The following is a 12,222-nucleotide window of genomic DNA, read 5'->3' as shown; positions in this document are numbered from 1 at the left end:
AGGCTAACCTACCAAGCACTTGCTTTGTTAGAGGAGCATCAATGACGACGCCTGGCGGGCAGGAGCGCAGCGACTTGGAGTCCTCGCAGCCCAGGACCATCCCCGCAACCCTGCACCGGATAGCCGGCGAGTTTCCCGACCGCGCTGCCGTCGTCACCGACGATCGCGTGCTCACCTACGCCGGCCTGAAGGACGAGGTCAGGCAAGCCGCGGCGGCGATGATCGCCCTCGGCGTGGGCCCAGGAGACTGCGTGGCGATCTGGTCACCCAACACCTGGCACTGGGTCGTCGCCAGCCTCGCCACGACCTACGCAGGCGGGGTCGTCGTACCGCTGAACACCCGCTACACCGCCAGTGAGGCCACCGACATCCTGGCCCGCACCAAGGCGCCACTGCTGATCGGCATGGGCGAGTTCCTCGGCGCCGACCGAGTTGGCGAACTCGACCTGAGCGCCCTGCCCGACCTACACCACGTTGTGCGGGTGCCCGTGCAGGACGGTGACGTCGACTCGGCCGCATCGTGGGACGCGTTCATCGCGCGCGGCACCGACGTCGCCGCGGCCGATGCCCGCGCGGCGGCCGTTCGCCCCGACGACGTGTCCGACATCCTGTTCACCTCGGGCACCACGGGCCGCAGCAAGGGTGTGCTGTGCGCGCACCGGCAGTCGCTCGATGCGCCTGCGGCCTGGGCCGACTGCGCCGAACTCACCAGCGACGACCGCTACCTGTGCATCAACCCCTTCTTCCACAACTTCGGCTACAAGGCAGGCATCCTGACCTGCCTGCAGAGGGGTGCGACACTCATCCCGCAGTTGACGTTCGACCCCGAGCGGGCGATGCGCGCGGTGCAGGAGCACCGCATCACGGTGCTGCCCGGCCCCCCGACGATCTACCAGACGCTGCTCGACCATCCCAAGCGCGCCGAGTACGACCTGACATCACTGCGATTCGCCGTGACCGGGGCGGCCACCATTCCGGTGATCCTCATTGAACGGATGCAGTCCGAACTCGATATCGACATCGTGCTGACCGCCTATGGGCTGACCGAGGCAAGCGGTTTCGGCACCATGTGCCGATCCGACGATGACGCCGTCACGGTCGCCACCACCAGCGGGCGTCCCATCGCCGGCTTCGAACTCCGGATCGACGCGGCGCCAACAGGCGGCGACGAACCAGCATCCGGTGAGGTGCTGCTGCGGGGACCCAACGTCATGCTCGGCTACCTCGACGACCCCGAGGCCACCGCGGCAGCCATCGACGCCGACGGCTGGCTGCACACCGGGGATATCGGAAACCTGGACGAGGCAGGCAATCTGCGGATCACCGACCGCCTCAAGGACATGTACATCAGCGGCGGTTTCAACGTGTACCCGGCGGAGGTCGAGCAGGTGCTCGCCCGCATCGACGGAGTCGCCGAGGCCGCCGTGATCGGTGTGCCCGACGAGCGCATGGGCGAGGTCGGCAAGGCGTTCGTCGTGGTGAAGCCGGGTGTCGAACTCGACGAACAGACCGTGATCGCCCGCGCCCGCGAGCATCTGGCCAATTTCAAGACGCCGCGTGCTGTCGCGTTCGTGAACGCGCTTCCACGCAACGCCGGCGGCAAGGTCGTAAAACCCCAACTGCGAGAGATGATTTGATGGACTTACAGTTCGACGAAGCGACCGAGGAGTTCCGGGCCGAGGTCCGCGACTTCCTCGCCGCCAACACCGCGCACTTCCCGACCAAGTCCTACGACATCGCCGAGGGCTTCGAGCAGCACCGGCACTGGGACAGGGTGCTGTTCGACGCGGGCCTGTCGGTCATCGCGTGGCCCGAGAAGTACGGCGGCCGCGATGCCACGCTGTTGCAGTGGGTGGTCTACGAGGAGGAGTACTTCCGCGCGGGCGCACCCGGCCGGGCCAGCGCCAATGGCACCTCGATGCTGGCGCCGACCCTGTTCGCGCACGGAACGCCCGAGCAACTGGACCGAATCCTGCCCAAGATGGCCAGCGGTGAGGAGATCTGGGCGCAGGCGTGGTCAGAGCCCGAAGCGGGCAGCGACCTGGCATCCCTTCGGTCCACCGCCACCAGAACCGACGGCGGCTGGAAGCTCAACGGTCAGAAGATCTGGAGCTCCCGGGCCCCCTTCGGCGACAGGGCGTTCGGCCTGTTCCGCTCGGATCCCGAGGCCCAGCGGCACAAGGGGTTGACCTACTTCATGTTCGACCTAAAGGCCGACGGCGTCACCGTGCGGCCCATCGCCCAACTCGGTGGTGACACCGGATTCGGCGAGGTCTTCCTCGACGACGTATTCGTCCCCGACGAGGACGTCATCGGCGGCGTCAACGACGGCTGGCGCGCGGCCATGAGCACCTCGAGCAATGAGCGCGGCATGTCGCTGCGGAGCCCGGCTCGATTCCTCGCACCGGCCGAGCGACTCGTCGACCTCTGGAAGTCCGACCGCAATCCGGCATACGCCGAGCGCGTCGCCGACGCCTGGATCAAGGCACAGGCGTACCGGCTGCACACATTCGGCACGGTGACGCGCCTGGTCGGTGGCGGCGAACTCGGCGCCGAGTCGTCGGTCACCAAGGTGTTCTGGTCCGACCTGGACGTCGCGCTGCACCAGACCGCGCTGGACCTGCGGGGTCCCGACGCCGAGCTGGCAGATTTCCCCGGACGCGAGGAGGAAGGCTACAACTGGACCGAGGGCCTGCTGTTCGCGTTGGGCGGTCCGATTTACGCGGGCACCAACGAGATTCAGCGCAACATCATCGCCGAGCGGCTGCTGGGTCTGCCTCGCGAGAGCAAGGGGCAGTAACTGTGAACTTCGAGATCGACGAACAGCAGCGCGATTTCGCCGCGAGCATCGACGCGGCTCTCGGCGCGGCCGACGTACCCGCCGCGGTGCGGGCCTGGTCGGCGGGCGACGCTGACCCCGGCCGCAAGGTGTGGGCGACCCTGGCAGACCTGGGCGTGACGGCACTGGCCGTGCCTGAGCGCTTCGACGGTATCGGCGCGCATCCGGTCGATCTGGTGGTCGCCGCCGAACGTCTTGGCTACTGGGGTGTTCCCGGACCGGTGTCCGAGTCCATCGCCGTCGCGCCGGTGCTCCTCGCCGACGACGAGCGTGCGGCCGGTCTGGCCTCGGGTGCGCTGATCGCCACGGTCGCGATGGCTCCGCACACCCCGCGCGCCGTCGACGCGGACAAGGCAGGCCTGCTCCTGGTCGCCGACGACGGCGGCGTCCGCGACGGGATCGCAGGGCAGGCCCACGAGTCCGTCGACCCCGCCCGCACCCTGTTCGATGTGTCGGCGAGCGGCGAGTCCCAGCAGGCCGACACCGCCCGCGCCTTCGAGTTCGGTGCGCTCATCACGGCCGCCCAACTGGTCGGAGCGGGCCAGGCGATGCTGGACGCATCGGTGGCATACGCCAAACAGCGCAGCCAATTCGGCAGGCTGATCGGGTCATACCAGGCGATCAAACACAAGTTGGCCGACGTGCACATCGCCGTCGAGCTGGCCCGTCCCCTGGTGTACGGCGCCGCACTGTCGCTGGCCGACTCCTCGCCCGACACCGAGCGTGACGTCAGCGCGGCGAAGGCCGCCGCGTCGGATGCCGCCCTGCTCTCGGCACGGTCGTCGTTGCAGACGCACGGCGCCATCGGGTTCACCCAGGAGCACGACCTGTCCCTGCTGCTGCTGCGCGTGCAGGCGCTGCGCTCGGCGTGGGGCGACGCGACGTGGCACCGCCACCGGGTACTGGAGAGGCTGACTAGCGCATGAGTGAAGAGCGGGATCTGTTGCGCGACACCGTCGCCGCACTGGTCGACAAGCACGCCTCGCCCGAGGCCGTCCGTACGGCAATGGCGTCCGAGCGCGGCTACGACGAGGGACTCTGGAAGCTGCTGTGCGAGCAGGTCGGCGCGGCCGCGCTGGTGGTGCCCGAGGAGCTGGGCGGTGCTGGCGGCGAACTCGGTGACGCGGCCGTGGTGCTCGAGGAACTCGGCAGGCGTCTGGTGCCGACACCGCTACTGGGCACGACGCTGACCGAACTGGCACTGCTGGCCGCCGACGAACCCGACACCGACGTGCTGGGCGCGCTGGCGGAGGGTACGTCCATCGGGGCCGTGGTGTTCGATGCCGACTACGTCGTCAACGGCGACGTGGCCGACGTGGTGGTCGCGGTTGACGGCGACGCCCTGGTGCGGTGGACGACGTTCACTGCCGAGCCGATCACGACGATGGACCCGACGCGCAGGTTGGCCAAGCTCGCACCGCAGGAGACCGCACCGCTGGGCGCCAACCCAGCGCTGGCGGACACCGCGGCCATCCTGTTGGCCGCCGAGCAGATCGGCGCGGCGGCCCACTGCCTGGACTTGACCGTCGCGTACACCAAGGACCGGGTGCAGTTCGGCAGGCCCATCGGCAGTTTCCAGGCGCTCAAGCACCGGATGGCCGATATGTACGTCAAGGTGCAGTCGGCACGCGCGGTGGTCAACGACGCGATCGCCGATCCGTCGCCGACCTCGGCCGCGCTGGCACGTGTCGCGGCCAGCGAGGCGTTCAGCGCGGTGGCCGCCGAGGCGGTCCAGATGCACGGTGGCATCGCGATCACCTGGGAGCACGACATCCAGCTGTACTTCAAGCGTGCGCACGGCAGCGCGCAGCTTCTCGGACCGCCGCGAGACCATCTGCGCCGGCTCGAGGCCGACCTGTTCTAGCCTGGCTCGGGTGAGCAATCGCGTCGCGTTACGAGCCGGGATACCGCCGTTCTACGTCATGGACGTCTGGCTGGCCGCCGCGGAGCGCCAACGCGCGCACGGCGACCTGGTGAACCTGTCAGCGGGTCAGCCGAGCGCCAAGGCGCCCAGCCCGATCATCGAGGCGGCCGCGCGGGCCCTGTCGCAGGACAACCTGGGCTACACCGTCGCGATGGGCATCCCCGAACTGCGCGAGGGGATCGCCGCATCGTATGACGCACGGTACGGCGTCGCGGTGGACCCCGACGAGGTCGTCGTCACCACAGGGTCCTCGGGTGGCTTCCTGCTCGCGTTCCTGGCCTGTTTCGACGTCGGTGACCGGGTGGCCGTGACCAGCCCCGGCTACCCCTGTTACCGCAACATCCTCTCCGCGCTCGGCTGCGAGGTGGTTGAGGTGCCATGCGGGCCCGACACCCGATTCCAGCCGACGGTCGAGATGCTCGCCGAGATCAGCCCACCCATCAAGGGTGTCGTGATCGCGAGCCCGGCCAACCCGACCGGCACAGTCATCCCGCCCACCGAGCTGGCCGCGATCGCATCATGGTGCGAGACCTCGGGTGTGCAGTTGATCAGCGATGAGATTTACCAGGGTTTGGTGTATCCCGGTGCGCCGCAGACGAGTTGCGCGTGGGAGACATCGCGCGACGCGATCGTGGTGAACAGCTTCTCGAAGTACTTCGCGATGACCGGTTGGCGGCTCGGTTGGTTGCTGGTCCCGCGACCACTACTGCGCGCCGTGGACTGTCTGACCGGGAACTTCTCGATCTGCCCGCCGACGCTGCCGCAGAAGGCCGCCGTCGCGGCGTTCACGCCTGCGGCGATCGCCGAGGCCGACGCACTGGTCCATGAGTACGCGGTGAACCGGGAACTGCTACTGACCGGGTTACCCGATATCGGGTTGGGCCGGCTGGCACCCGCCGACGGCGCGTTCTACGTGTACGCCGATATCTCCGACTACTCGTCGGACTCCCTGGCCTTCTGCGCGAAGCTGTTGGCGGACACGGGTGTTGCGATCGCTCCGGGGATCGACTTCGACACCGTCCACGGGGGCTCCTACGTCCGATTGTCCTTCGCCGGCGCGGCCACCGACATCTCCGAGTCGCTTCGCCGCATGGGCCCCTGGCTGGCAGCTCAGCGCTAGCGGGCGCTCCAGCCGCCGTCCATCGTGTACGAGGCGCCGGTCACCATGCCCGCACTCGGTGAGGCCAACCAGCCCACCAGCGCCGCGACATCCTCGGGCTCCACGAGTCGCTTGATGGCGCTCTCGGTGAGCAACACCTTGCTGAGCACCTCATCCTCGGTGATGCCGTGGGTCCGGGCCTGATCGGTGATCTGCTTGGCCACCAACGGGGTTCGCACGTAGCCCGGGTTCACACAGTTGCTGGTGACGTCGTGGGGTCCGCCCTCCAACGCCGTGACCTTGGACAGTCCCTCCAGACCGTGTTTGGCGGTGACGTAGGCGACCTTGAACTCCGATGCCCGCAGACCGTGCACCGAGGACACGTTGACGATCCGGCCGAAGCGCTGTGCGTACATGTGTGGCAGGGCCGCGCGAATCAGCAGGAAGGGTGCCTCGACCATCAGTGCGAGCATGGAGCGAAACCGCGCCGGGTCGAACGCGGTGATCTCCTCGACGGTCTGCACGCCGGCGTTGTTGACCAGCACGTCCACCTGCAGCTGTAGATCCTCCAGCGCCTTGACGTCGAGAAGGTCGACCGCCCATGCGGTTCCGCCTATCTCATCGGCAAGCGTCTTGGCCGCCGCGTCATCGACGTCGGCCACGGTCACCGACGCGCCCCTACTGGCCAGTTCGCGGGCACATGCCGCACCGATACCGCTCGCCCCTCCGGTGACCAGCGCCGAACGACCCGTCAGGTCCGACATCACACGCCGGCCCGGGTGCGCTCGGAAGCCACCGCCTCCGCGTCGGCGATGTCGAGAGACTCCAGGTCGATACCCTTGGTCTCCCTGGTGAACAGCACCGCGACCAGCGTGATGGCGCAGGCCGCGGCCAGGTATATCGAGATCGGCACCGGGGAGCCGTAGATCTCGAGCAGCTTCACCGCGATGAGCGGCGCCAGCGACCCCGCCACGATCGAGGTGACCTGATACCCAAGGGAGACACCCGAATACCGCATCCGGGTGGGGAACATCTCCGCCATGATCGCCGGCTGCGGCGCGTACATGAACGCATGGATGATCAGGCCGAGTGTGATCGCGGTGGTGACGATCACGAAGTTGCCGCTGTTCATCATCGGGAAGGCGAAGAAGCCCCAGGTGCCGCCCAGGATCGCCCCCACCATGTACACGGGACGCCGTCCCAGCCGGTCCGACAGGTACCCGACCACGGGGACGGCGGCGAAGTGCACCGCGTGCGCGACAAGGAGGTACCACAGGATCGAGCTGGTGTCCGCGCCCACCTGAACCTTCAGATAGGTGATCGAGAACGTGACCACCAGGTAATACATGATGTTCTCGCCGAACCGCAGGCCCATGGCGGTGAAGACACCGCGCGGGTAGCGCTTGAGCACCTCGACGACACTGAACGACGTCGCCTTGATCTTCTCGGCCTCCTGTTGTGCCGCAACGAAGATCGGTGCGTCGGTGACCTTGGTGCGGATGTAGTAGCCGATGAGGACCACCACCGCCGACAGCCAGAACGCCACGCGCCAACCCCACGACAGGAACGAGGACTCCGACAGCGTGGCGGTGAGCACCAGCAGCACGACGGTCGCGAGCATGTTGCCCACGGGCACACCGGCCTGGGGCCAACTGGCCCAGAAGCCGCGCTGCTTGTTCGGGCTGTGCTCGGCCACCAGCAGTATCGCGCCGCCCCACTCGCCGCCGACCGCGAAGCCCTGGATGAACCGCAGCGCGACGAGCAGCCCCGGTGCCCAGTAGCCGATCTGGCCGAACGTCGGCAGGCATCCCATCAGGAATGTCGCCGCGCCGACCAGAAGCAGCGAGAACTGCAGCAGCTTCTTGCGGCCGAACTTGTCGCCGTAGTGGCCGAACACCACGCCGCCGAGCGGGCGCGCGACGAAGCCGACGGCGTAGGTCGCGAACGCGAGGAAGATCGCGTTGAGTTCACTGGTGGTCTCCGAGAAGAACACCTTGCTGAACACCAGGGTGGCAGCGGTGCCGTAGAGGAAGAACTCGTACCACTCGACGACGGTGCCCGCCATCGACGCGGCGACCACCCGCTTGAGGCCGGTCGGTATCGAGCTGGTCATCGAATGACTCCTCCTGTGATGCGGCACACAACCGCATCTGAGTATTGATGCAGGCGCATGGCAGAGGCAATGCCCAAAACTGCAGGATAAATCTGCGAAAATGCAGATATGCCAGCTCCCGCACCACAGCGACGCCTCAGCGCCGATGACTTACTCGTGCTGCTGGCGGTCGGACGATCCGGTCGGTACACCCAGGCCGCCGACGAACTCGGCGTCAACCACACCACGATCGCGCGCCGCATCGCCGCGCTGGAGCAGTCCCTCGGCGGCCGGCTACTCGCGCGGGTCGGCGGCGGCTGGGAACTCACTGATCGGGGGCGTGAGGCGCTCGGTGCCGCAGAGGCGGTGGAGTCCGCGGTCCGCGCGCTGGCCGCGGACCCGGCCAGTCCGCCGGTGCTCGAGGGCGTGGTGCGCATGTCGGCGACCGACGGATTCAGCGCCTATATCGCCGCGCCTGCCATCGCCGAGGTGCAACGGCGCCATCCCGGTGTGGCGGTCGAGATCGTGGCCACCACGCGACGCGCAACACAGCAGCGGTCCGGCCTCGACTTCGAGGTGGTGGTCGGTGAACCGCAGGTTCATCGCGCCCAGGCGATTCGACTCGGTGACTACCACCTGGGCCTGTACGGGTCACGCGACTATCTGGCCCGACGCGGGGCTCCGGCCTCGCGTGCCGAGTTGACGGGCCACCCGCTGATCTACTTCATCGATTCGATGCTGCAGGTCGACGATCTGGACCTGGCCCGAAGCGTCGCCCCCGGTATGCGCGAGTCCATCACCTCCACCAATGTGTTCGTGCACGTCGAGGCGACGCGTGCGTCCGCAGGCCTGGGCCTGCTGCCCTGTTTCATGGCCGCCCGTCACGACGATCTGGTCCGCGTGCTGCCCGACACCGTCGCACTGCAACTGTCGTACTGGCTCGTCACACGCGCCGAGACGATGCACCGACCCGAGGTGGCCGCCGTGTTCGACGCGATCCGCACCCGCATGGCCGACCAACACGACGCGCTACTGGGCCTCGTGCCCTAGCGTGCAGACATGCCGTTCCTCGACACCGATGGCCCAAGCGTCTACTACCGGCACTGGGCCAGCGCCGAACCGAGTGCCGCGGTCGTGTTCCTGCACGGATTCGGCGAACACACCGGGCTGTACCACCGCTACGCATTCGCGCTGAACGCCAAGGGAATCGACGTGTGGGCCGTCGACCAGCTCGGACACGGGCTGTCCCCGGGAACGCGCGGCGACTTCGGCTCCATCGAGGCGTCCTCGGCGCTCGCCGAGGAGCTGACGCAGCTGGCCGAGCAGAGCAGCCCCGGGTTGCCGCTGGTGGCCGCGGGTCACTCGTTCGGCTCCATCGTCACGCTCTTTCGGGTGCTCGAGAATCCCGCCCGGTACCGGGCCGCAGTCATATCGGGTGCCCCGCTGATCCCGATCGCCGAGATGCTGGACGCCGACAGTTCATTCGACCTCGATCCCAGCTGGCTATCGGCAGACCCCTTCTACCTGGACTCGCTGGAGAACGACCCGTTGGCGTTCGTCAACGCCAACGGGGCCACGCTGACCCGGGAGCTGGACAGAGCGTGGGACAGACTCGGTGCCGACCTACCGTCGCTGGCGATACCGACGCTGGCCGTGCACGGCGAGTCCGACCCGATCGCCGACATCGGCGCGGTGCGCGCATACGCCGAGCAGATCGAACGGCTCGAACTGGTGGAATTGCCCGGCGGTCACCACGACATCCTCAATGACGTCACCCACCGCGAAGTCGCGGCGGTGGTCGCGGACTTCGTCATCGCGCACACCCGGTCGTGAACCGGCCGGGCATGGCGCTCGCCGCAGCCGTCGCCGTCTTCACCTGCATATCAGCAGCCTGCTCATCGGAGACTGCCGGCGTTGACACGGCAGCGGAGCTGAACGGCACCTTCAGCGCCGCGTTCGGCCCCAGCACCACACTGGGCGGCAACGTGATTCCCGACAGCGCCGCCACCGTCACGTGGGTCGCACGCTCGACGTGCCGGGACACCGGCTGCGTCGCCGCCGCCACGGAGGTTGGGTCCGCCGCCTCTAGTGACCCCCGGCCGCCGGCCATGGTTCTCGACTTCGTTGGCGGCCACTGGGTATCGGTAGGCGAGGTGCCATCGGAATGTGTCAACTCCAAGGGTGAGTCGATCACCGTGCAGGGCTGGCAGACCTACGTGCTGGCGCCCAAACCCGACGGGACTCTGGTCGGCACGTACACCAACCGGTCGTCGGTCGGCGGCGCGTGCCACAACTCAACGCAGACCGTCACCCTGTCGCGCACGGGCGATGGCGATCCCGCCGTCGAGGTCACCGACCCCGCGACACAACCCGCCCGGCAGTCGTCCCCCGCCGCTGCCCTGTGGGGCGAGTACCGGCAGGTGCAGACCAACCCCCGCTCCGGCCAGGTCTATCCGCCGACCACCTACTCCGGCAACACACAATGCCTGCGCACCGGCGAGCGGTGTCTGACCTATCTCGTCGACCCCGACTCGAAGGCCATCCTGGTCATGACATTCGCGCAGGGGCAGTGGACCTCGACGAGCGCGCCCCTCGACGCCACATGCCCCGACGGAGGCGCCGCGATATCGACGCTCACCGGACAGTTCGCGCTCCCCCAGCCAGTCTCCGACCCCATCCCCAAACTGACGGGCACCCAACGCACCACGCAGACCGGGAACTGTCCCGGATCGCTGACGCTTGACGTCACCCTCGACCGGGTCGGGGACGGCACGGGACGGGCACCGTGAGACGCCGCATCCTCGGCGCCGCAGTGGCCGCACTGCTCATCGCCGGATGTTCGTCTCAGGCCTCGCAGACCGGCATCGACACGGCCACCGGCGCCGCACAGCCCACGCCGGCCTTCGACGGCACATACAGCGTGTCTCAGGTACCGGGCACCGGCGCGGATACGTGGATCGCTCGCTCGGTGTGCGACGGCGACCGCTGCGTGGCGACGGTGTCCATCGTCGACCCCAACCGAACCGACGGTGTTCCGTTCCGCACCAAGGTCTTCGACTTCCTCGACGGTCGGTGGACGGCCGTCGCCGAGGACCCGGGCCAGTGCACTCCCCAGGCGACCGGTGAACCGCTCGACACGGCGGTGTGGACCGTCATCTCCCTCGAACCCAAGCCGGACGGCACACTGACCGGGACATACGAGGAGGCCGCCGCCGTGGGCGCGTGCACCGGTCAGCGCACACTCGAACTCACCCGGGTCGCCGACGTCAACCCGCGGATCCGACTCGCCGACCCGAACACCGTCCCGCGCCGGACGGCCTCTCCCGCGACGGCGTTGCGTGGCAGCTACAGCTACTCCCAGACCCATCGGCCCACCGGCACGACGTTTCCCATCGAGAACTATCGCGGCGAAACCCATTGCCTACGAACGGGTGAACGCTGTCAGACGCTGCTTCAGGGCGATAACGACGCGGTGCTCGCCCTGACCTTCGCCGATGGCCGGTGGACCGAAACCACACCGCCACTGCCCGCCGACTGCCCTGGCACGACCACGTCCCGCTACGTCACGACCAGCAGATACGACCTACCTGAACCACCGGTGGACCCACTGCCGGCGCTGACCGGCCGCGCACATCAGGTCGTTACAGGCGGCTGTGACTCCACCTTCGATCTCGACCTCGAACTGCGGCGCACCGGAGACTAGAGCCAGGTGTCGGCAGTGGTGGTGGTGATGAACTGCTCGAGATCGTCACGCCACTGCGCGGGCGTGTTCTTGTCGGGTTCGATACCGGTGTACTCGCCGCGGTAGAACAGCAGCGGTCGGGGCTTGCGCTTAGGCACCTCCGAGAGCGAGTGCACCGAGCCGAAGACGACGAAGTGGTCACCGCCGTCATGGACCGACGCCACCGTGCAGTCGATGTGCGCCAGCGTGTCCTTGATCAGTGGTGACCCGAGTTCGGAGGGGCTCCAGTCGATTCCGGCGAACTTGTCGGGCTCCCGTGAGCCGAACCGCGCGGAGACGTCCTTCTGCTTCTCGTGCAGCACGTTGACGCAGAACTTTCCACTGGCCTCGATGGCCTGCCACGACCGCGAGACCTTGGTCGGGCAGAACAGCACCAGCGGCGGATCCAGCGACAGTGCGGCGAACGACTGGCATGCGAACCCCACCGGCACGTCCTCGTGCATCGTGGTGATGATCGTGATGCCGGTGCAGAACTGGCCAAGCACGCTACGGAATGTGCGCGGGTCTATCTCGTTGGCGGTCACGA

12 protein-coding genes are annotated in these 12,222 nt (G+C 67.9%); 9 read left to right on the top strand and 3 right to left on the bottom strand.

From position 1 onward, the window contains the following. Positions 1-41: 41 nt before the first annotated feature. Genes fadD3 through ACZY0X_RS21595 form a run of 5 tightly spaced genes read left to right on the top strand, consistent with a single transcriptional unit; the run spans position 42 to position 5,883 of the window. A complete protein-coding gene (gene fadD3 / locus ACZY0X_RS21615) occupies positions 42-1,637 on the top strand; it encodes a 3-((3aS,4S,7aS)-7a-methyl-1,5-dioxo-octahydro-1H-inden-4-yl)propanoate--CoA ligase FadD3 (protein WP_463773267.1) in 1,596 nt (531 codons plus the stop codon). Next, entirely contained in the window at positions 1,637-2,800 is a 1,164-nt protein-coding gene (locus ACZY0X_RS21610; protein WP_463773266.1) for an acyl-CoA dehydrogenase family protein, read from the top strand. Before fadD3 ends, ACZY0X_RS21610 begins: the two co-directional genes overlap by 1 nt. A 2-nt stretch (positions 2,801-2,802) precedes the next feature. Further along, positions 2,803-3,765, top strand: coding sequence for an acyl-CoA dehydrogenase family protein (locus ACZY0X_RS21605; protein ID WP_463773264.1), 963 nt, complete (start codon positions 2,803-2,805; stop codon positions 3,763-3,765). Then, positions 3,762-4,703: an acyl-CoA dehydrogenase IpdE2 gene (ipdE2, locus tag ACZY0X_RS21600; RefSeq protein WP_463773263.1), complete on the top strand. Its 942-nt coding sequence runs from the start codon at positions 3,762-3,764 to the stop codon at positions 4,701-4,703. Before ACZY0X_RS21605 ends, ipdE2 begins: the two co-directional genes overlap by 4 nt. Positions 4,704-4,713: 10 nt before the next feature. Then, on the top strand, positions 4,714-5,883 hold the full coding sequence (locus ACZY0X_RS21595; RefSeq protein ID WP_463773261.1) for a pyridoxal phosphate-dependent aminotransferase: 1,170 nt from the start codon (positions 4,714-4,716) through the stop codon (positions 5,881-5,883). On the opposite strand, the gene ACZY0X_RS21590 is transcribed toward ACZY0X_RS21595, so the two are convergent. Next, positions 5,880-6,626 (bottom strand): 3-hydroxybutyrate dehydrogenase, encoded by a 747-nt coding sequence (locus tag ACZY0X_RS21590; protein WP_463773260.1) that lies wholly within the window; start codon positions 6,624-6,626, stop codon positions 5,880-5,882. The genes ACZY0X_RS21595 and ACZY0X_RS21590 overlap by 4 nt on opposite strands. Further along, a complete protein-coding gene (locus tag ACZY0X_RS21585) occupies positions 6,626-7,975 on the bottom strand; it encodes an MFS transporter (RefSeq protein WP_463773258.1) in 1,350 nt (449 codons plus the stop codon). Before ACZY0X_RS21585 ends, ACZY0X_RS21590 begins: the two co-directional genes overlap by 1 nt. A 108-nt stretch (positions 7,976-8,083) precedes the next feature. On the opposite strand from ACZY0X_RS21585, the gene ACZY0X_RS21580 reads away from it, so the two are divergent. The 4 genes from ACZY0X_RS21580 to ACZY0X_RS21565 are packed head-to-tail and all read left to right on the top strand — an operon-like array spanning position 8,084 to position 11,657. Next, entirely contained in the window at positions 8,084-9,004 is a 921-nt protein-coding gene (locus tag ACZY0X_RS21580) for a LysR family transcriptional regulator (RefSeq protein ID WP_463773256.1), read from the top strand. Between the two features lie 9 nt (positions 9,005-9,013). Next, positions 9,014-9,787: an alpha/beta hydrolase gene (locus tag ACZY0X_RS21575; RefSeq protein WP_463773254.1), complete on the top strand. Its 774-nt coding sequence runs from the start codon at positions 9,014-9,016 to the stop codon at positions 9,785-9,787. An 11-nt stretch (positions 9,788-9,798) separates the two neighbouring features. Further along, positions 9,799-10,743, top strand: a complete 945-nt coding sequence (locus tag ACZY0X_RS21570) for an Rv2253/PknI dimerization domain-containing protein (RefSeq protein ID WP_463773252.1) — start codon at positions 9,799-9,801, stop codon at positions 10,741-10,743. Beyond that, entirely contained in the window at positions 10,740-11,657 is a 918-nt protein-coding gene (locus ACZY0X_RS21565; RefSeq protein ID WP_463773251.1) for an Rv2253/PknI dimerization domain-containing protein, read from the top strand. Before ACZY0X_RS21570 ends, ACZY0X_RS21565 begins: the two co-directional genes overlap by 4 nt. Here the strand turns inward: ACZY0X_RS21565 and hsaB are convergent. Then, positions 11,654-12,220 (bottom strand): 3-hydroxy-9,10-secoandrosta-1,3,5(10)-triene-9,17-dione monooxygenase reductase subunit, encoded by a 567-nt coding sequence (hsaB, locus tag ACZY0X_RS21560; RefSeq protein ID WP_463773249.1) that lies wholly within the window; start codon positions 12,218-12,220, stop codon positions 11,654-11,656. The two genes, ACZY0X_RS21565 and hsaB, sit on opposite strands and share 4 nt — an antisense overlap. Between the last annotated feature and the right edge of the window lie 2 nt (positions 12,221-12,222).

This window comes from Mycobacterium sp. IDUB_39 (assembly GCF_055419205.1).
This window is presented reverse-complemented; position numbering and strand designations above follow the sequence as displayed.